Annotated in this window: 18 protein-coding genes and 1 pseudogene; 14 read left to right on the top strand and 5 right to left on the bottom strand. The window is 54.9% G+C overall.

The features are described 5' to 3' along the window. Positions 1–13: 13 nt before the first annotated feature. Positions 14–574, bottom strand: a complete 561-nt coding sequence (gene seqA / locus ABLV17_RS15340) for a replication initiation negative regulator SeqA (protein WP_213317403.1) — start codon at positions 572–574, stop codon at positions 14–16. A gap of 229 nt (positions 575–803) precedes the next feature. Here seqA and ybfF point away from each other — a divergent pair, with 229 nt between their 5' ends. The 8 genes from ybfF (at position 804) to ABLV17_RS15300 (ending at position 8446) form a co-directional block, all read left to right on the top strand. Next, complete coding sequence (gene ybfF, locus ABLV17_RS15335) at positions 804–1577, top strand: esterase (RefSeq protein ID WP_308957918.1); 774 nt, start codon at positions 804–806, stop codon at positions 1575–1577. A 133-nt stretch (positions 1578–1710) separates the two neighbouring features. Further along, on the top strand, positions 1711–2004 hold the full coding sequence (gene ybfE / locus ABLV17_RS15330) for a LexA regulated protein (RefSeq protein WP_015367696.1): 294 nt from the start codon (positions 1711–1713) through the stop codon (positions 2002–2004). 149 nt (positions 2005–2153) lie between these two features. Next, positions 2154–2684 (top strand): flavodoxin FldA, encoded by a 531-nt coding sequence (gene fldA, locus ABLV17_RS15325; RefSeq protein WP_015367697.1) that lies wholly within the window; start codon positions 2154–2156, stop codon positions 2682–2684. Between the two features lie 292 nt (positions 2685–2976). Then, positions 2977–3429: a ferric iron uptake transcriptional regulator gene (gene fur / locus ABLV17_RS15320; protein ID WP_015367698.1), complete on the top strand. Its 453-nt coding sequence runs from the start codon at positions 2977–2979 to the stop codon at positions 3427–3429. 113 nt (positions 3430–3542) lie between these two features. Next, a complete protein-coding gene (tcuR, locus tag ABLV17_RS15315) occupies positions 3543–4469 on the top strand; it encodes a tricarballylate utilization LysR family transcriptional regulator TcuR (RefSeq protein WP_271032769.1) in 927 nt (308 codons plus the stop codon). 96 nt (positions 4470–4565) lie between these two features. Continuing rightward, entirely contained in the window at positions 4566–5969 is a 1404-nt protein-coding gene (tcuA, locus tag ABLV17_RS15310) for an FAD-dependent tricarballylate dehydrogenase TcuA (protein WP_213794487.1), read from the top strand. After that, positions 5956–7095, top strand: coding sequence for a tricarballylate utilization 4Fe-4S protein TcuB (gene tcuB, locus ABLV17_RS15305; protein WP_308957915.1), 1140 nt, complete (start codon positions 5956–5958; stop codon positions 7093–7095). The genes tcuA and tcuB overlap by 14 nt, the downstream gene beginning before the upstream one ends. 55 nt (positions 7096–7150) lie before the next feature. Then, a complete protein-coding gene (locus ABLV17_RS15300) occupies positions 7151–8446 on the top strand; it encodes an MFS transporter (protein WP_213794485.1) in 1296 nt (431 codons plus the stop codon). 52 nt (positions 8447–8498) lie between these two features. Here the strand turns inward: ABLV17_RS15300 and chiQ are convergent, their stop codons facing one another. Both chiQ and chiP read right to left on the bottom strand, forming a co-directional pair. Continuing rightward, positions 8499–8831, bottom strand: coding sequence for a ChiQ/YbfN family lipoprotein (gene chiQ / locus ABLV17_RS15295; protein ID WP_113373857.1), 333 nt, complete (start codon positions 8829–8831; stop codon positions 8499–8501). Positions 8832–8878: 47 nt separating this feature from the next. Next, complete coding sequence (chiP, locus tag ABLV17_RS15290) at positions 8879–10279, bottom strand: chitoporin (RefSeq protein ID WP_045392987.1); 1401 nt, start codon at positions 10277–10279, stop codon at positions 8879–8881. Positions 10280–10384: 105 nt separating this feature from the next. On the opposite strand from chiP, the pseudogene ABLV17_RS15285 reads away from it, so the two are divergent. Then, positions 10385–10462: pseudogene (locus ABLV17_RS15285) on the top strand (methionine synthase); the annotation flags it as partial. 252 nt (positions 10463–10714) lie between these two features. Here ABLV17_RS15285 and glnS read toward each other — a convergent pair. Both glnS and nagE read right to left on the bottom strand, forming a co-directional pair. Beyond that, the gene (glnS, locus tag ABLV17_RS15280; protein ID WP_045381516.1) at positions 10715–12382 is read right to left on the bottom strand and encodes a glutamine--tRNA ligase; all 1668 of its coding nucleotides are present in this window, start codon (positions 12380–12382) and stop codon (positions 10715–10717) included. 177 nt (positions 12383–12559) lie between these two features. After that, positions 12560–14512, bottom strand: a complete 1953-nt coding sequence (nagE, locus tag ABLV17_RS15275; RefSeq protein WP_271032765.1) for a PTS N-acetyl glucosamine transporter subunit IIABC — start codon at positions 14510–14512, stop codon at positions 12560–12562. Positions 14513–14826: 314 nt separating this feature from the next. On the opposite strand from nagE, the gene nagB reads away from it, so the two are divergent. The 5 genes from nagB to asnB all read left to right on the top strand — a co-directional run bounded on the left by nagB (position 14827) and on the right by asnB (position 20849). Further along, positions 14827–15627, top strand: coding sequence for a glucosamine-6-phosphate deaminase (gene nagB / locus ABLV17_RS15270; RefSeq protein WP_015367707.1), 801 nt, complete (start codon positions 14827–14829; stop codon positions 15625–15627). Positions 15628–15729: 102 nt separating this feature from the next. Further along, entirely contained in the window at positions 15730–16878 is a 1149-nt protein-coding gene (nagA, locus tag ABLV17_RS15265; protein ID WP_015367708.1) for an N-acetylglucosamine-6-phosphate deacetylase, read from the top strand. An 8-nt stretch (positions 16879–16886) separates the two neighbouring features. Beyond that, positions 16887–18107: an N-acetylglucosamine repressor gene (locus ABLV17_RS15260; RefSeq protein ID WP_087860229.1), complete on the top strand. Its 1221-nt coding sequence runs from the start codon at positions 16887–16889 to the stop codon at positions 18105–18107. Between the two features lie 45 nt (positions 18108–18152). Continuing rightward, the gene (locus ABLV17_RS15255) at positions 18153–18905 is read left to right on the top strand and encodes an HAD-IIA family hydrolase (protein ID WP_045392984.1); all 753 of its coding nucleotides are present in this window, start codon (positions 18153–18155) and stop codon (positions 18903–18905) included. A gap of 279 nt (positions 18906–19184) precedes the next feature. Further along, positions 19185–20849 (top strand): asparagine synthase B, encoded by a 1665-nt coding sequence (gene asnB, locus ABLV17_RS15250; protein WP_015367711.1) that lies wholly within the window; start codon positions 19185–19187, stop codon positions 20847–20849. The last annotated feature ends 280 nt before the right edge of the window (positions 20850–21129 follow it).

The raw sequence follows: 21129 nt of genomic DNA, 5'->3' as shown, positions 1-21129 counted from the left end.
AAAGTTTAATTAACTAGATCGTGCCGCAAACCTTTTCAATCAGCTCCGCAGGGAACTGCATTGATTGCATGATGTGTTCGATCATGCTGCATTTACGGCCGGTATTAGTATTGGTGATAACCCACCACGGCGTACCAGGAACCTGTTTCGGTTTGGTCTGATTACCGCTTTTCAGCAGCGTCCGTGAGTCTTCGGCGAAGTATACGCGGGTGCGTCCGTGCAGAGACTCAGTGGCTTCTGAAAATGCCTTACTGTCTAACGAGTAAAGCGTAGTCAACACCAGCATGAAGCGGTTAACCGCGCGCTTTTGTTCAGCGTATTCGTCAGATAACAGCAGCTCGCGCATCGCGCGGACTTTATCTTTAACCGGGTTGGCCGGCTTCGCTTCGACGGCTGGCGCCGCCGCAGGAGCAGCCGTCGGCGCGGCTTTCGCCGCTGGCGCGCCAGATGCAGGCTGAGAAACGGCGGAAAATTTCAGCATGCGCCGTAAAATGTCGGATGCGCTCTCGCCAATATGCTGAGTGTGGCTGGCAATATAGCGGTAGAGCTCATCATCAACTTCGATTGTTTTCATCTTAATCCAGTGCGATTTCTTTGTTTCTGAATACAAGTCGTCGGGATTAACTATCCTTTGTCTTTCACACTACTGCGCAAAAGGCATCAGATAGAGGACAAATCCCAACCGCGAATAGCGTCAAACCAGGATGGCGTTAAAACTCAGAATGCTTCCGGGTCTTGCAGCCTAATGGCAGAATGTCCAACATAATACCCTAACCCGACGGAGCGAAAAAAAGAACTTTGCCATGAAATTAAATAGCCGAGCGCAATCTGCACAAAACCCGCACAATAAATCCCCAATCGTCCTGGTACATGGCCTGTTCGGCAGCCTGGACAATCTTGGGATCCTCGCCCGCGATCTGGTCGCCGACTACGATATATTGCAGGTCGATATGCGAAACCACGGTTTATCCCCGCGTTCGCCGGAGATGACCTACCGCGCGATGGCGCAGGATCTGCTGGATACTCTTGACGATCATCAGATAGAGAAAGCGACTTTTATCGGCCATTCGATGGGCGGCAAAGCGGTGATGGCGCTGACCGCGCTGGCGCCGGATCGCATCGCCGGGCTGGTGGCGATTGATATTGCGCCGGTGGCTTATCACGTCCGTCGTCATGATGAGATCTTCGCGGCGATTAACGCGGTCAGCGAATCCGCCGCCAGCACCCGCCAGCAGGCGGCGCAGGTGATGCGCGAGCATATAAAGGAAGAAGGCGTCATTCAGTTTCTGCTGAAATCCTTTGTCGACGGCGCGTGGCGCTTCAACGTGCCGGCGCTGTGGGATCAATACCCGCATATTGTCGGCTGGGAAACCGTGCCAGCCTGGCCGCACCCGGCGCAATTTATTCCCGGCGGCAACTCCCCTTATGTCACCGATGAATACCGCGACGCGCTGCTGGTGCAGTTCCCGCAGGCCCGCGCCCACGTCATTGCCGGCGCCGGACACTGGGTGCATGCGGAAAAACCCGAGGCGGTTTTACGCGCAATTCGCCGTTATCTGAGCACAATTGAAGCCTGAGTGGCTAAAAAACGCCCGACCGCGCGGCAGAATGCCCGCGGTCGTTGGCGCAGCGGTTCGCCTGATGTATTATGGCGCGCTATCTGCGCCGGCTATAGCCCGGCAGCTTGTTTCCCCGAAGTCACTCTGAATCATGGCAAAAGAACAAACGGACCGAACGACATTAGATTTGTTCGCAAATGAGCGTCGCCCGGGTAGACCGAAAACCAATCCGCTTTCGCGCGATGAACAACTGCGCATCAACAAACGCAATCAGCTCAAACGCGATAAGGTTCGCGGCTTGAAGCGCGTTGAGTTGAAGCTCAACGCCGATGCGGTCGACGCGCTTAATGAGCTGGCGGAAGCCCGCAATATGAGCCGCAGCGATCTTATCGAAGAGATGCTGATGCACCAACTGGCCTGCCTGCGTAACCAGGGCGAAGTCTGAAAAACGCAAAAAAATCGCTTTCATGTAGCAGAGTGTGCACCAGGACGTTATTGCTGTTTCCGCGCCCTTCCCTGTTCTGCTATGATTGCCGTTAACTGTAGGCATAATGCCACTACCACATCATTAAGTTTCAAGAGGTTATTTTACTCATGGCAATCATCGGCATCTTTTTTGGCAGCGACACCGGCAACACCGAAAATATTGCAAAAATGATCCAAAAGCAGCTCGGTAAAGACGTTGCTGAAGTTCACGACATTGCCAAGAGCAGCAAAGAAGATCTGGAAAGCCACGATATTCTGCTGCTCGGCATCCCAACCTGGTACTACGGCGAAGCGCAGTGCGACTGGGACGACTTCTTCCCGACGCTGGAAGAGATCGACTTTAACGGTAAGCTGGTAGCCGTCTTTGGCTGCGGCGACCAGGAAGATTACGCAGAATACTTCTGCGATGCGCTGGGCACCATTCGTGACATCATTGAACCGCGCGGCGCAACCATCGTTGGCCACTGGCCGACCGCGGGCTACCACTTTGAAGCGTCGAAAGGCCTGGCGGACGACGATCACTTCGTAGGTCTGGCGATTGATGAAGACCGTCAACCGGAACTGACCAACGAGCGCGTTGAGAAGTGGGTGAAGCAGATTTCCGAAGAGCTGCATCTGGAAGAAATCAAAAACGCCTAAGAATCAAACGGCGCAGCTATTAAGCTGTGCTGAATTAATAGATAAAAGCAATCAAACTAATAGCTACAAGTTTTTAACTTTTCATCACATATCTGTACAATGTCCTCTGATTCCACGAGGTCACGTGACACAGTTTGTAGCTGGTAATTCGTTTTTGACAGCTTACAAGGCGCGATGCTTGCAGTTTTCATTTCAGAGTAGCAGCTCTATAATGAGACGCATTACATCGGGTGATTCTCTGTATTGCTTCCCTTTGAAGGAAGCCGATCTTTAGCAACAGGACAGATTCCGCATGACTGACAACAATATCGCATTAAAGAAGGCTGGCCTGAAAGTCACACTTCCCCGACTGAAAATTCTGGAAGTGTTGCAGGAACCGGATAACCATCACGTCAGTGCGGAAGATTTATATAAACGCCTGATCGATATGGGTGAAGAGATTGGTCTGGCTACCGTTTACCGCGTGCTGAACCAGTTCGACGATGCAGGCATCGTGACTCGTCACAACTTCGAAGGCGGTAAATCCGTATTCGAGCTGACTCAGCAGCACCACCACGATCACCTGATTTGCCTCGACTGCGGCAAAGTGATCGAGTTCAGCGATGATTCGATCGAATCCCGCCAACGTGAAATTGCTGCGCAACACGGCATCCGCTTAACTAACCACAGCCTGTACCTGTACGGCCACTGTGCGGAAGGCGACTGCCGCGAAGATGAACATGCCCACGATGCGGTGAATAAATAATTTCCCGTCTCGTTTGTCGTAAAAAGCCAACCTGAAGGTTGGCTTTTTTTATGGGCGAAATCCGCCTGAATGCGTATTCTGTCAGAGCCTATCGCCTTGTACGGAGAGTCACTATGGAGCTGCGCCAGCTACGCTATTTTGTCCGCATCGTGGAAACCGGCAGTATGGGCCGCGCCGCGCTCGATCTGAATATTGGCGTCTCTGCGCTCAGCCAGCAAATGGCGCGTCTGGAAAATGAACTCGCTATCCGCCTGCTGCAACGGACTTCGCGTGGCGTAATGCCCACCAGCGCCGGGCTCGCCTTTTACTCACAGGCGCAACTGGCGCTGCGCCATGCTGACGATGCCATTCTCGCCGCGCGTGAAGCACGCCTTTCCGGTCACGTCAGCGTCGGTATGGCGCCCAGCACCGCTTCTGTACTTGGCGTACCTTTTATCAACGCCATGCGCGAAAGCTACGCCGACGTCCGCCTGCACCTGGTGGAGAGCCTCTCCGGCAATCTGGAACGGATGATCAATACCCGCCAGCTCGATTTAGCCATCGTTTTCCAGAAAGAGAAGATCCTGCGCTGGAGCGCCAGACCCATTCTCGAAGAGCGTCTGTTTCTCATTGGCGCCCATGACGTGCTGGCGCCGCTGCCCGGCGATAGCATCTCCCCGAACCAACTGGCCGCCATCCCGCTGATTATGCCAAGCCAGGGGCATGGCCTGCGCGGCAGGCTGGACGCTATTTGCCAGGAGCACGCCATCAACGTTGACGTGGTAGCTGAAATCGATGGCCTGGCCCTGCTGATGCGGGCCGTCCGTGATGGCCTCGGCGCCACGCTGCAGCCGGGCGCGGCGATTTCTCATCTCGACAACGAGGCGCTAAGAGTGATCGGCGTCGACAATCCAGTACTTAGCCGACCTAATTTTCTGGTCAGTCTCTCAGATGATGAACTCACCCCGGCAGGCCTTGCCGCGCGCGTGATATTGACCAAAGTCATGCGTCAGCTTGTGGAAACTGGCTGCTGGCCGGGCGCCAGTCTTTACACTTACTAAACCCCTCTTTAGCTTTACGCCATAGCGCCTGCCGCCCCTGCACCTTACATTTCCATTACAAATTTAACAATTAGTCAAAGCGTAATGGAGCCGATAATGGTGGATGTACTGGTGATTGGCGGCGGCAACGCCGCGTTATGCGCCGCCTTAACCGCCCGGGAAGCAGGCGCATCCGTCCTGCTGCTGGAGGCCGCGCCGCGGGAATGGCGTGGCGGTAACTCTCAGCACACGCGTAACCTGCGTTGTATGCACGATGCGCCGCAGGATGTCTTAGTCGACAGCTACCCGGAAGAAGAATACTGGCAGGATCTGCTGCGCGTGACCGGGGGCAACACCAACGAAACGCTGGCCCGGTTGGTGATCCGCACCTCGTCGCAATGTCGGGACTGGATGCGCCGTCATGGCGTTAACTTTCAACCGCCCTTATCCGGCGCCCTGCACGTCGCCCGCACCAACGCCTTTTTTATGGGCGGCGGTAAAGCCCTGGTCAATGCCTATTACCGCAGCGCCGAGCAGATGGGCGTGCAGATCCGCTATAACACTCCGGTGCAGGCGCTTGAATTACGTGATGGCGAATTCGTCGCCGCGCTGGCGGGCGCCGAGCGGATCGCCGCGAAAACCTGCGTGCTCGCCGCCGGCGGTTTTGAATCTAACCGCGAGTGGCTGCGCGAAGCCTGGGGGCAAAATGAGCGCGGCGAATGGCCTGCCGACAACTTTCTCATCCGCGGCACCCGTTTTAATCAGGGAGTGCTGCTCAAATTTATGATCGACGCCGGGGCCGATATCATCGGCGATCCTTCGCAGTCGCACTGCGTCGCCATTGACGCCCGGGCGCCGCTCTATGACGGCGGCATCTGTACCCGCGTCGACTGCGTGTCGCTGGGGGTGGTGGTGAACCGCGATGCTGAGCGCTTTTATGATGAAGGGGAAGATTTCTGGCCCAAACGTTACGCCATCTGGGGCCGTCTGGTCGCCCACCAGCCGGGGCAAATCGGCTATTCGATCATCGACAGCAAAGCCGTTGGACAGTTTATGCCGCCCGTATTTCCGGGCGCCCAGGCCAATACCATCGCGGAACTGGCCCGCCAGCTGGGGCTGGACGGCGAACGTTTGTCACAGACCATCGCCAGCTACAATGCCGCCTGTACGCCAGGCCAGTTCGACCATACCCGTCTTGATAACTGCGCCACCGTCGGCCTGACGCCGCCGAAGACCCACTGGGCGCGGCCTATCGATACGCCGCCTTATTACGGTTATGCCCTACGTCCAGGGATCACCTTCACCTACCTCGGGCTGTACGTCAATCAACACGCCGCCGTCCACTTTGCCGGCAAGCCGAGCCGCAATCTGTTTGTCGCCGGCGAAATGATGGCCGGCAACGTGCTGGGCAAAGGCTATACCGCCGGCGTAGGCATGTCGATCGGCACCACATTCGGCCGCATTGCCGGTCAGCAAGCCGCCCTGGCGGCGCAGCAGGAGAAACATCATGAAGTCGCTTGAAAAGCTGATCATCGAGGCGCAAATCATCACCGAGCCGGAAGCGGAAGTCGAACGGGTGATGCAGGTCTGTAACGCCTGCCGCTATTGCGAAGGCTTTTGCGCCGTATTTCCGGCCATGACCCAGCGTCTGTCCTTTGGCAAGGCGGATATTAACTATCTGGCGAACCTGTGCCACAACTGCGGCGCCTGCCTGCACGCCTGCCAGTATGCCCCGCCGCACGAGTTTGCGATTAATGTTCCCAAAGCGATGGCGGAAGTGCGGCTGGAAACCTATCAACATTACGCCCGGCCCGCCGCTTTCGGCAGTTTATATCGCCGTGCGGGGATCGCCACGGTGCTGGCGCTGGTCGCGGGTCTTGTCCTGTTTCTGCTGCTGGCGATGGGGCTCAAAGGCTCGCTGCTGCACCCGCCGCTGGCCGGCGATTTCTACCAGATTTTCCCACATAACCTGCTGGCGTGGATGTTTGGTTCAGTCTTTATTTTGGCCATCGGTTTACTGATGAGCGGGGTGATTCGTTTCTGGCGCGAGATCTCGCCGGGCCAACCGCAGGCGGCTGATATCGCCAGGGCCTCACATGATGCGCTGACCTTGAAATATCTCGACGGCGGACACGGTAAAGGCTGTAACGAGGCCGATGACGCCTTCACCCTGATGCGCCGCCGTTTTCACCACTTCACTTTCTACGGTTTCATGCTCTGTTTCGCCGCCACGGTTGTGGCCACGGGCTATCACTATCTCGCCGGTTGGGAGGCGCCCTACCCGTTCTTCAGCGTACCGGTGCTGTTGGGCACGTTCGGCGGCATCGGGCTGCTGGTAGGCCCTGCGGGTTTGCTATGGCTGAATCTGCGCCGCTCGTCGCTGCACGGCGACGCGCGGCAAAAACCGATGGATCGCGCTTTTATCCTGCTGTTGCTGCTGACCAGTTTTACCGGGCTCGCGCTCCTGGCGGGCCGGGACACCTCGTGGATGGGCATTCTGCTCGCTATCCATCTCGGGGTGGTGATGGCGCTGTTTTTAACGCTGCCATACGGAAAATTTGCCCACGGATTTTATCGCTGTGCGGCGTTACTCAAGTGGGCGATTGAGAAGCGGCGCGGAAAACAGGCGGCAGTCGCAGGCGACTAACCCGCTCCCTCTTACCTCTATAACAACAAGATAAAGACAATGGAGAGCAAACTCTATGACCCAACCAACCTCGCGCGCCGGTACCTTCGGCGCAATTCTCCGCGTAACCAGCGGTAATTTTCTCGAGCAATTCGACTTCTTTCTGTTTGGTTTCTATGCCACCTATATCGCCAGAACCTTCTTTCCGGCAGAGAGCGAGTTTGCGGCGTTGATGCTCACCTTTGCCGTATTTGGTTCCGGCTTTCTGATGCGCCCCATTGGCGCGGTGGTGCTGGGCGCCTATATCGACAGGATCGGGCGCCGTAAAGGACTGATGGTCACCCTGGCGATTATGGGCTGCGGCACGTTACTGATTGCGCTGGTGCCGGGCTACCAAACCATCGGCATGCTGGCGCCGGTGTTGGTATTAATTGGCCGTTTGCTGCAAGGATTCTCGGCCGGGGTCGAGCTCGGCGGCGTGTCGGTCTATCTGGCGGAAATCGCCAAACCGGGGAAAAAGGGGTTCTATACCAGTTGGCAGTCCGCCAGCCAACAGGTGGCCATCGTCATGGCGGCGCTGATTGGCTACGCACTGAACGAGACGCTGGGTCACGACGAGATTGCAGAATGGGGCTGGCGCATTCCCTTCTTTATCGGCTGCCTGATTATCCCGCTGATTTTCGTGCTACGGCGTTCGCTGCAGGAGACCGAAGCCTTTCTTCAGCGTAAGCATCGTCCCGATACGAAAGAGATACTGACCACAATTGTTAAAAACTGGCGCATCATCAGCGCAGGCACCTTACTGGTAGCGATGACCACCACCACCTTTTATTTTATTACCGTCTATACCCCAACTTACGGCAGAGCGGTACTGCATCTGAGCGCACGCGACAGCTTGCTGGTCACGATGCTGGTCGGTATCTCTAACTTTATCTGGTTGCCGATTGGCGGGGCGCTGTCAGACAAAATAGGCCGCCGTCCGGTGCTGATGGGTATTACCGTCCTGGCGCTGCTGACCACCTGGCCGGTGATGCAATGGCTCACCGCCGCGCCGGACTTCACCCGCATGACGCTGGTGCTGCTGTGGTTCTCGTTCTTCTTTGGTATGTATAACGGCGCAATGGTGGCGGCGCTAACGGAAGTGATGCCGGTCTACGTTCGCACCGTGGGCTTTTCGCTGGCGTTTAGCCTCGCCACCGCTATCTTCGGCGGCCTGACGCCAGCTATCTCTACCGCGCTGGTGGAAATCACCGGCGATAAGAGCGCGCCGGGCTGGTGGCTGATGTGCGCGGCGCTATGCGGATTCGCCGCCACTGCCATGTTGTTCATGCGTCTGAGCCGCGGCTATCAGCCAGCGGAAATACCGCGTTAAAATAGCGACGGGCGGAGTGTGCGCTCCGCCCGTTTACGCTTAACTGTCTGCTTTACTTCGTGGTGTTATTACTGCGAATCTCCTGCCAGATTTTATCGCAGCGCGCTTTGACCGCCTGGTCATTACCGGTGCGCGTCGCCTGAATACAGGCCTGATAATCCAGCACTCTGACGCTCTCCTGCGTCGCAAACTGCTGATGCGGTTTCTCTTCCTTCAGGACATTGAGCACGCTCTGACAGGCTTCAATTTTGTCCGGATTACCTTCCGCCGTGTTGATACAGGCGCTATAGGCATCTTTCAATTTGGAATCTTCTTTCGGCGCTGGCGATTGCGCGCAGGCAACCAAACCCGATGCCATGATGGCGATGAGCAGCAGCTTTTTCATAATTATTCTCCCGGAGGGGCGGCAGGCTCACGCCCGCCGCGCAGGCATCAGAAAATGGTGAACGGTGCGATAACCATAAACTTCACGTCACGCTCATCCTGGAAGATGTTGCCGTAACCGCCGCTCCAGCTAGGGATGTCGGAGTGGTTGTCGTATTGCGTGAAGTGCAGTTTGAACATCGTTCCTTTCGCGCGGCCTTCCTGCAGGGTGTAGATAGCATCCAGACTGTAGGCGGATTCTTTCAGACGATAGTTAGGATCGTAGTAAGCATCCGGAGATGCCATTCTGCCAGGCTTAGCATCCCAGGCGTAAACATAGGATGCGCCAAACGCCCAGCCCGGCATGTCCCAGTTCTTCATGTCGTACATCGCACCGAAGAACACCGCTTTCTCGCCGTTGGCGTTAAAGTCAGAGCGGTTATCCCACCAGATATCGAGACGACCGTTAGAGGAGGCATAGGTTGGCGTCATACGCTGCAGGAAGTAGCCCTGCTGACCATCGGCTTTCACCCAGGTCCCTTCCAGACGCAGATCCAGCACATCGGCCGCTTTATAGCCGAAAGTGATCGCCTGCAGCCACGCGGTGCCGTCGTAGATATCGTTGACGCCGCCGTTGCTGACTTTATCGCGGGTACCGTAGAACTGATAGCTGGTGCTCAACGGCGAACCCGCGATATCAAATTTGTAGCTGGCTTTAGCAAAGTACTGATCGATATAGCCCTGGGCCTGTCCAAATGCGGCTTCCAGCACCAGATCGTTTTTAAAATCGTACTTCGCGCCAAGAGAGTGAAGATAGTCAACTTTGGTTTTCTTATCGTTCTGGTAGAAATCATCCATCTCGATATGCCACGGCGCCTTATATTCGTTCGTCCACATATAGGAGAAACTCAGCGCGCCGTTATCGCCATAGTCGAAGTTGGCTCCGGCTTCCGCACCCTGATAGGTACCCGGCATAAAGCTCCAGTGCGGCGCCAGCAGCGTTTGTCCGGTCGGCTGGATATAACCCGCGCGCGCCCACGCCGGGCCAAATTTAAATTTTGCTGCCGCTTTATACAGGCTTATCCCGCTCTTATCGCCGGTATAATCTTCGCTGTACGCACGGTTGCTGGAGGAGAAAGCAATTTCGTTCGGATGGCCGCTGTCGCCGTTTTCCGCCATTTCAATCGCGGTGAAGGCAGCAATATCCAGACCAAACATATCGGCGGCATAGCCGGACTGGAAATCCAGGTTGGCGTTCCAGGTAGAATGGGAAAGGTTAGTTTCGTATTTGTCGGTTTCTACGTTTTTACGGTCGCGCTCGCGCTGCCAGTAATAGATACCGCCGGTTAAGGTAGAATCATCGATAAAGCCTGCTGCGCTGGCCTGTGGAGCCACAACCCAACCCGACATCGCGGTGACGGCGGCAATAGCCAGCGCCAGCGTACTACGTTTGCCACTAAACGTACGCATGTGCATATCCTCTTTGACGTTTTAAAATTGCGATTGCCAAAGGCAGCTCGCTAAAAAAATAAAAAAGTACTAAAAGCGGTGCGGTTAAAAGTCCGCGAAACCACTATGGATAGACTATTTTTCGTGACGCGAATTATCAATCTCTTTCGCAGAGCAAAGCTTAAGATTATGACAAAGCGCACATAATTTATGTCGTTTTGTTACAGACTTACTTCTCAGCTTTTTTAACGATAAGTCATGGTTATATCGAAAAAAAATTGAAAATCCGTCAAAGCTGAAACGGTTAAATGTAAATACGCAGGCAGGAAGAGATGGGGAATTATTACTGCGTTTTAATAAGATTAATTCGCATCGAAAAAATATCGATTCTTAATTCACTGATTCTGAAATAAAAAAAACGCCGCAGTGCGCGGCGTTTCATGAAGACGGTGAGCATTACTCGCCGATTTTAGCCCAGGTGTCACGCAGGCCAACGGTGCGGTTGAAGACCAGATGGCTCTCGGTGGCGTAGCGGCTGTCGAGGCAGAAGTAACCTTCGCGCTCGAACTGGTATGCTTTACCCGCCTGCGCTTTCGACAGGCTCGGCTCCGCGAAACCTTGCTTGATGACCAGCGATTCCGGGTTCATTACCGCCAGGAAGTCATCCGCCGCGCCCGGGTTCGGCACGCTAAACAGACGGTCATAGAGGCGAATTTCAACCGGCAGCGCGTGCGCCGCGCTCACCCAGTGGATAACGCCTTTAACCTTGCGGCCATCGGCCGGGTCTTTGCTCAGGGTATCGGCATCGTAAGTACAGAAGATGGTAGTGATATTACCTTCTGCATCTTTCTCAACGCGTTCCGCTTTAATCACGTAGGCGTTGCGCAGACGCACCTCTTTACCCAGCACCAGACGCTTGTACTGTTTGTTGGCTTCTTCGCGGAAGTCCGCGCGATCGATCCAGATCTCAGCGCTGAATGGTACCTCGCGGCTACCCATTTCCGGCTTGTTCGGATGGTTCGGCATCGCCACCATTTCGCTTGCGCCCTGCGGATAGTTTTCGATAACCAGTTTAACCGGATCGATTACCGCCATCGCGCGCGGCGCGTTTTCGTTAAGATCTTCACGAATGCACGACTCCAGCGACGCCATCTCAATGGTGTTGTCCTGCTTGGTCACGCCGATGCGTTTGCAGAACTCGCGGATGGATTCAGCGGTATAGCCGCGACGGCGCAGACCGGAAATAGTCGGCATACGCGGGTCATCCCAACCTTCCACGTGCTTTTCCGTCACCAGCTGATTCAGCTTACGCTTGGACATCACGGTGTATTCGAGATTCAGGCGCGAGAATTCATACTGACGCGGATGCACCGGAATACTGATGTTGTCGAGCACCCAGTCGTACAGACGACGGTTGTCCTGGAACTCCAGGGTACACAGCGAGTGGGTGATACCTTCCAGCGCATCGCTGATGCAGTGGGTGAAGTCGTACATCGGGTAGATGCACCACTTGTTACCGGTCTGATGGTGTTCCGCAAATTTAATGCGATACAGCACCGGGTCACGCATCACGATGAACGGCGACGCCATGTCGATCTTCGCGCGCAGGCAAGCTTTACCCTCTTCAAAGCCGCCGGTGCGCATTTTTTCGAACAGCGCGAGGTTCTCTTCCACGCTGCGATCGCGGTAAGGGCTGTTTTTACCCGGCTCTTTCAGGGTACCGCGGTATTCGCGGATCTCGTCGGCGGACAGTTCGTCAACGTAGGCCAAACCTTTGTTGATCAGTTCAACCGCATACTGATGCAGCTGATCGAAGTAATCAGAGGAGTAGCAGACATCGCCGGACCAGTGGAAACCTAACCACTGCACGTCGTTTTTAATCGACTCCACGTATTCGATATCTTCTTTCACCGGGTTGGTGTCATCGAAACGCAGATTACATTGACCTTGGTAATCCTGAGCGATGCCGAAGTTCAGGCAAATGGATTTTGCATGGCCAATGTGCAGGTAGCCGTTCGGTTCCGGCGGGAAGCGGGTATGAACGGTGGTGTGCTTACCGGTAGCCAGATCTTCATCGATGATCTGACGGATAAAGTTAGTCGGGCGGGCTTCTGCCTCACTCATCACGGGTTCCTCAAAGCGTAAACAACGTATAACGGCACATGATCTTACAAGCAGGGCGCAGAGACAACTATTAGTTACGCAAAATACGTATCTGTTGTTGGATATGGGGGTATTTGCAGCAAAAAAAAGCGGCGCAGGTTTCGCTGCGCCGCTGAGGCAAAACTCTACTCAGGAGCCTTACTTGCCTTTAATCTCGAACAACGGCGTTTGGCCGGCGACAACGTTACCCGTTGCCTGAATCACCAGCGCGCTGTAATCATCGCTGTTGCTGCAGACGACCGGACTAATCATCGAGCGAGCGTTGGCGTTGAGGAACGCCAGATCCATTTCCAGAATCGGCTCGCCGGCTTTCACCTGTGCGCCCTCTTCAACCAGACGTTTAAAGCCTTTGCCTTCCAGCGCGACGGTATCGATGCCCATATGGACGACGATTTCCGCGCCATTATCGGTTTCCAGGCAGAATGCGTGGTTGGTGTTGAAGATTTTCACCACCGTACCGGCCGCCGGCGCGACAACGATGTTATCGGTCGGTTTCACCGCGACACCGTCACCGACGGCTTTGCTGGCGAAGGCTTCATCCGGCACCTGTTCAAGCGCCACCACTTCGCCGGTAATCGGGGAAACCAGCGCTTCGACGGTTTTAGCGTTTGCAACCGCCTGCGGTTTGACCGCAGGCGCGGCGGCTGGCGCGCTGTCAGTCGAGACGGCGGTAGCGGCAACCGGACCACGGGCAACCACTTTCTTCATGGCGTCGCCAACGGATTCCGCTTTCGCGCCAACGATGACCTGGATAGTCTGTTTGTTCAGTTTCACCACGCCGGAGGCGCCGAGACGTTTACACGCGGCATCGTTGACTTTCGCCGAGTCGCCGACGGTCAGACGCAGACGGGTGATACAGGCATCAATGGCTTTCAGGTTATCGGTACCGCCTACGGCTGCGATGTAGTTGGTCGCCAGCTGAGTCAGACCTTCTTCGGTGTTGCTGTTAGCTTCTTCAGTCACGACATCGTCGGTTTTATCTTCACGACCCGGCGTTTTCAGGTTGAACATGCGGATAACCGCGCTGAACAACAGGAAGTAAACGAAGAAGAACACCACGCCCATCACCAGCAGCATCCAGACGTTTTTGCTGGCTGCCGGCAGGCTGTACATCAACACGTAGTCGATAGCGCCCGCGGAGAAGGAGAAGCCCGCATGGATACCCAGCGCCGTTGCGATGAACAGGCTGATACCGGTCAGGATAGCGTGCAGGAGGTACAGCAATGGCGCCAGGAACATGAACAGGAATTCCAGCGGCTCGGTCACACCGGTCAGGAACGCGGTGATGGCCACGGACAGCAGCATACCGCCGACCATCGGACGACGCTCTTTCGGCGCAGCCATGTACATCGCCAGCGCAGCGCCCGGCAGACCAAACATCATGATCGGGAAGAAGCCGGACATGAACATCCCCGCGGTACCGTCACCGGCATAGAAGCGGTTGATGTCGCCGTGGAAGACCGCGCCCGCGGCGTTGGTGAACTCGCCAATCTGGAACCAGGCGATGGTGTTCAGCACCTGATGCAGACCGGTTGGGATCAGCAGACGGTTGATGAAACCGAAGATACCGGAACCCAGCGCGCCCGCAGACACGATCCATTCGCCGCCCGCATGAATAGCGTGCTGCACCGGCGGCCAGACATAGCCGAAGATGGCAGCCAGCACCAGACAGAAGAAGCCGGTAGCGATAGGTACGAAGCGTTTACCGCCGAAGAAGCTCAGGAAGTCTGGCAGTTTAATGCCGGCCCAACGGTTATAAACAGCACCCGCGACCAGACCGGTAATGATACCCGCCAGCACGCCCATGTTAATTTCCGGGTTAATGGTGACCATCGCTTTGGTCATCACGAAATAACCTACCGCGCCGGCCAGCGCCGCAGAACCCGCGTTATCTTTGGACCAACTTGATGCCACGCCGATGGCGAAGATCAACGCTAAGTTGTCAAAGATTGCCCCACCCGCTTGCGCGATGAAGGGTACGTTCAGCAGATCTGGTTGCCCGAATCGCAGCAGCAAGGCCGCGACCGGCAGCACTGCGATAGGGAGCTGTAACGCCCTACCCAGCCGCTGAAAGAAACCTAAAATATTCATCTTATTCCCCCTATGAGACCCCGATGAGGCTCATTTCAAAGCCACTTTTTTATTGTGTAACAAGGTCGGATTTATCACTTACCGGCAAAGTGTGTGAAAAATTAATTCGTATCGCAAATTAAACGGGTATTTTTTGTGACTATAATCACCAAATATCGTATTCCCCCCTCCCTTTGACTGGCTAACATCGAAAACTTATTTTATCATTCAAAAAATCAACACAGATTGACCCCGGTCGGCGCAGTTGCTGCAATACTCTTCATAGTATGCTGGCGCCAATCCGCCAGGTTCTAATTTAACTATAGAGGTGAAGAATGAGACTGATCCCCCTGGTAACAGCTGAACAAGTAGGTAAATGGGCTGCCCGTCATATCGTTAACCGCATTAACGCGTTCAAACCAACCGCGGACCGTCCGTTCGTACTGGGTCTGCCTACCGGTGGTACGCCTCTTACCGCTTACAAAGCGCTGGTTGAAATGCATAAAGCAGGCCAGGTTAGCTTCAAGCACGTTGTTACCTTCAACATGGATGAGTATGTCGGCCTGCCGAAAGAGCATCCAGAAAGCTATCATAGCTTCATGCACCGCAATTTCTTTGACCATGTTGATATTCCAGCTGAAAATATCAACCTGCTGAATGGTAATGCGCCGGATATCGATGCAGAATGCCGTCGTTATGAAGAAAAAATCCGCTCCTACGGTAAAATCCACCTGTTTATGGGCGGCGTAGGTAACGATGGTCATATCGCGTTTAACGAACCGGCCTCTTCTCTGGCGTCCCGTACCCGTATTAAAACCCTGACCCATGACACCCGCGTGGCCAACTCCCGCTTCTTCGACGGCGATGTGGATCTGGTGCCGAAATATGCGCTGACCGTGGGCGTGGGTACTCTGCTGGATGCGGAAGAAGTGATGATTCTGGTGCTGGGCCATCAGAAAGCGCTGGCGCTGCAGGCGGCGGTCGAAGGTAACGTCAACCACATGTGGACCATCACCTGTCTGCAGCTGCATCCGAAAGCGGTTGTGGTCTGCGACGAGCCGTCCACGATGGAACTGAAAGTGAAGACTCTGAAATATTTCAACGAATTAGAAGCTGAAAATATTAAAGGTCTGTAATGTAGTCCGTCCCGCGCCCTGGCGTGGGACCATCTTTTTCTTTGTATGCCACACCAGAACAATGCGAGTTGAGCTGGTGGGGCGTATATACCGGGGGTCGTAATGTATGCATTAACCCAGGGCCGGGTTTACACCGGTCATGAAATTCTCGATGACCATGCGGTTGTTATCGCCAATGGCCGTATCGAACGTCTCTGTCCGCTGGCTGATTTGCCGTCTGAAATTGAGCAACGCTCGGTCAACGGCGCGATTATTGCCCCCGGTTTCATCGACGTCCAGCTGAACGGCTGCGGCGGCGTGCAGTTCAACGATAGTCCGGATGCGGTCACCGTCGAAACGCTGGAAATTATGCAGAAAGCGAATGAACGTTCCGGCTGCACCAACTTCCTGCCGACGCTGATTACCTCCAGCGATGACCTGATGAAGCAAGGCATTCGCGTGATGCGCGAATACCTGCAAAAACACCCGAACCAGGCGCTGGGTCTGCATCTGGAAGGGCCGTGGTTGAATATCGTTAAAAAAGGCACTCACAACCCGGACTACGTGCGTAAACCGGACGCCGCGCTGGTCGACTTCCTGTGCGACAACGCCGACGTTATCACCAAAGTGACGCTGGCCCCTGAACGCGTCGAACCGGAAGTGATCCGTAAACTGGTTGCCGCCGGCATCGTCGTTTCAGCAGGCCACTCTAATGCTACGCTGAAAGAGGCGAAAATCGGTTTCCGCGCCGGTATCACTTTTGCGACGCACCTTTATAATGCCATGCCATATATTACCGGTCGCGAACCAGGCCTGGCCGGCGCCATTTTCGACGAGCCGGATGTCTACTGCGGTATCATCGTCGACGGTATGCACGTCGATTATGCCAACGTGCGTAACGCTAAACGCCTGAAAGGCGATAAACTGTGCCTGGTGACTGACGCCACCGCGCCGGCAGGAGCTAATATTGACCAGTTCATTTTTGCTGGTAAAACAATATACTACCGCAATGGTCTGTGCGTGGATGAAAACGGCACCCTCAGCGGCTCTTCGCTGACCATGATTGAAGGGGTACGTAACCTCGTTGAACATTGCGGCGTGGCGCTGGACGAAGTGTTGCGTATGGCGACGCTCTACCCGGCGCGCGCGATTGGCGTGGACAAGCAGCTCGGCAGCATTGCGCCGGGTATGGTCGCTAACCTGACCGCTTTCAGCCGCGATTATAAAATCATCAAGACCATCGTTAATGGTAACGAGGTCGTCACTGAGTAAGTAAAAGTATGACAGCAGGCGGACAAGCTCAAATTGGTAACGTCGATCTGGTAAAACAGCTGAACAGCGCGGCCGTCTATCGGCTGATTGACCAACATGGTCCCATCTCGCGCATTCAGATAGCGGAACAAAGTCAGCTTGCCCCTGCCAGCGTAACCAAAATTACGCGTCAGCTTATTGAGCGCGGCCTGATCAAAGAAGTCGATCAGCAGGCCTCCACCGGGGGGCGCCGCGCCATCTCTATCATTGCGGAGACCCGCAATTTCAACGCCATCGGCGTGCGGCTTGGCCGCTATGACGCCACTCTGACCCTCTATGATTTAAGCAGTAAGACGCTGGAAGAAGAGCATTTCCCGCTGCCGGAGCGTACCCAGGAAACCCTCGAGCACGCGCTGCTGAATATCATCGCCACCTTTATTGAAAATTGTCAGCGCAAAATCCGCGAGCTTATCGCCATTTCGGTCATTTTGCCGGGGCTGGTCGATCCGGAAAGCGGCGTTATCCGCTATATGCCACATATTCAGGTCGAGAACTGGGGGCTGGTCGGCGCGTTGGAAAAACGCTTTAGCGTCACCTGTTTTGTCGGCCACGATATCCGCAGTCTGGCATTGGCCGAGCACTATTTTGGCGCAAGCCAGGATTGCGAAGACTCCATCCTGGTGCGCGTACACCGCGGTACCGGCGCGGGCATTATTTCCAACGGGCGTATTTTTATCGGCCGTAACGGTAACGTCGGTGAAATTGGCCATATCCAGGTTGACCCATTAGGCGAACGCTGTCACTGCGGCAACTTCGGCTGTCTGGAAACCGTCGCCGCGAACGCCGCCATTGAGCACCGCGTCCGTCATCTGCTTGAGCAGGGCTATCAAAGCCGTATCACGCTTGATGACTGTAATATCAAAACCATCTGCAAAGCGGCAAATAAAGGCGATGCGCTGGCCTGCGAAGTGATCGAATACGTTGGTCGTCATCTGGGTAAAACCATCGCCATCGCCATCAATCTGTTTAACCCACAAAAAGTGGTGATTGCCGGCGAAATCGTCGAGGCGGAAAAGGTGCTGCTGCCGGCCATTGAAGGTTGTATCAACGGCCAGGCGCTGAAAGCGTTTCGTAAAAACCTGCCCGTGGTACGTTCGACGCTCGATCACCGCTCGGCCATCGGCGCCTTCGCGCTGGTCAAGCGCGCGATGCTCAACGGCATCCTGCTACAGCATTTGCTGGAAAGCTAATCCAGCTTTATAGTTTCGCCTTTCGTTAATGATGTTGGACTGTCCATGACCATTCAAAACGTAATTTGTGATATCGACGGCGTGCTGATGCACGATAACGTGGCTGTTCCCGGCGCCGCTGAATTTATCAAACGCATCCTGGATAAAGGCATGCCGCTGGTGATGCTGACCAACTATCCTTCGCAAACCGGCCAGGACCTGGCCAACCGTTTCGCCACCGCCGGTATCGAAGTGCCGGATACCGCGTTCTACACCTCCGCCATGGCCACCGCTGATTTCCTGCGTCGCCAGGAAGGTAAAAAAGCCTATGTGGTTGGCGAAGGCGCGCTCATCCACGAACTGTATAAGGCCGGCTTCACCATCACCGACGTTAACCCTGATTTCGTCATCGTTGGCGAGACTCGCTCCTTTAACTGGGAAATGATGCATAAAGCGGCTTTCTTTGTCGCCAACGGCGCGCGTTTCATCGCCACCAACCCGGATACTCACGGCCGTGGCTACTACCCTGCTTGCGGCGCACTCTGTGCGGGAATCGAAAAAATCTCCGGCCGTAAACCGTTTTATGTCGGTAAGCCGAGCCCGTGGATTATCCGTTCCGCGCTTAACAAAATGCAGGCCCACTCCGAGCAAACGGTGATCGTCGGCGATAACCTGCGTACCGATATCCTCGCCGGCTTCCAGGCGGGCCTTGAGACCATTCTGGTGCTCTCCGGAGTCTCCACGCTGGACGATATCGACAGCATGCCGTTCCGCCCGTCGTGGATTTATCCGTCGGTCGCCGAAATCGACGTTTTTTGAGCCGAAACCACGTCCCTGGACGTGGTTTTTTATTTTTGGCACCACCAAAAATAGATTCATCTAATGAAAATGGCTTATCACTAAACAATCATCAATAAAGCCGAGCTAAACATACTCATTTTTCAACATCCGGCAATCAGCATTGCACTTTTTACTTTCCTGCCAGTAAATCTCTTGCGCCCCACTCTCCTTTACGGCATTTTCTTTAACACGCACTAAGACCTTGCAAGAGACGAGGTCTGCATAACATCACTACAAGACAGGGTAACGGAGAAGGCTATGTGTTCTATTTTTGGCGTACTGGATATCAAAACTGACGCAGGCGAACTGCGTAAAAAGGCACTGGAACTTTCCCGCCTGATGCGCCACCGCGGACCGGACTGGTCCGGCGTTTATGCCAGCGATAAAGCGATTCTCGCCCACGAACGTCTGTCGATAGTCGACGTCAACGCCGGGGCCCAGCCGCTCTATAACCAACAAAAAACCCATGCGCTGGCGGTCAACGGTGAAATTTACAACCACCAGGCGCTGCGCGCCGAATATGGCGATCGCTACCAGTTCCAGACCGGTTCCGACTGTGAAGTAATCCTCGCGCTGTACCAGGAAAAAGGGCCTGAGTTCCTCGATGAACTGCAGGGGATGTTTGCCTTCGCGCTGTATGACAGCGAGAAAGACGCTTACCTGATTGGCCGCGACCATATCGGTATTATCCCGCTGTATATGGGCCACGACGAGCACGGCAACTTCTACGTCGCCTCTGAAATGAAAGCGCTGGTGCCGGTCTGCCGCACGATTAAAGAGTTCCCTGCGGGTAGCTACCTGTGGAGCCAGGATGGCGAAATTCGCCAGTACTATCAGCGCGACTGGTTCGACTACGACGCGGTAAAAGACAACGTCACGGATAAAAACGAGTTGCGTCAGGCGCTGGAAGAGTCAGTAAAAAGCCACCTGATGTCCGACGTACCTTACGGCGTGCTGCTCTCCGGCGGCCTGGACTCGTCGGTGATTTCGGCCATTACCAAAAAATACGCCGCCCGCCGCGTTGAAGATCAGGAGCGCAGCGAAGCCTGGTGGCCGCAGCTGCACTCATTCGCGGTCGGCCTCGAAGGCTCCCCTGACCTGAAAGCGGCGCAAGAAGTCGCGAACCACCTCGGCACCGTGCATCACGAAATTCACTTTACGGTGCAGGAAGGGCTGGATGCGATCCGCGACGTTATCTATCACATCGAAACGTATGACGTGACCACCATTCGCGCCTCGACGCCGATGTACCTGATGTCGCGTAAAATTAAAGCCATGGGCATTAAAATGGTGCTCTCTGGCGAAGGTTCCGATGAAGTATTCGGCGGGTATCTCTACTTCCACAAAGCGCCGAACGCTAAAGAACTGCATGAAGAAACGGTGCGTAAACTGCAGGCGCTGCACATGTTTGACTGCGCCCGCGCCAACAAAGCGATGTCCGCCTGGGGGGTAGAGGCCCGCGTGCCGTTCCTCGATAAGAAATTCCTCGATGTGGCGATGCGCATCAACCCGCAGGATAAAATGTGCGGCAACGGCAAAATGGAAAAACATATTTTGCGCGAATGCTTTGAGTCCTATCTGCCAGCCAGCGTCGCCTGGCGCCAGAAAGAGCAGTTCTCGGATGGCGTGGGCTATAGCTGGATTGATACGCTGAAAGAAGTGGCGGCAAAACAGATTAGCGACCAGCAGCTGGAGACGGCAAGCTTCCGCTTCCCGTACAACACGCCGACCTCTAAAGAAGGCTATCTGTACCGCGAGATCTTCGAAGAGCTGTTCCCGCTGCCAAGCGCGGCGGAATGCGTACCCGGCGGCCCGTCCGTCGCCTGCTCTTCAGCGAAAGCCATCGAGTGGGATGAAGCGTTCAAAACCATGAACGATCCATCAGGACGCGCGGTCGGCGTGCACCAGTCAGCTTATAAATAAGCCATTCTGGCGAACAACGGACCCTACGGGGTCCGTTTTTTTTATGCCAAAATTGGCAAATAAAAACGATAAATAATCAATTCTTGCCGATTATTGCACCATGCTGTTCGCAACCTAACCAAACAGTCACATTACGACGATTTTCCTTGAAAAAGTGGTTGACGCTCGCAGGCCCAATACGCATAATGCGCCCCGCAACGCCGATAAGGTAACGCGAAAAAAAGATGGCTACGTAGCTCAGCTGGTTAGAGCACATCACTCATAATGATGGGGTCACAGG

This window comes from Klebsiella sp. CN_Kp091, assembly GCF_040065095.1.
Lineage (GTDB): Bacteria > Pseudomonadota > Gammaproteobacteria > Enterobacterales > Enterobacteriaceae > Klebsiella > Klebsiella aerogenes.
The sequence above is the reverse complement of the archived record's forward strand: the minus strand, read 5'-3'. Positions and strand labels throughout refer to the sequence as shown.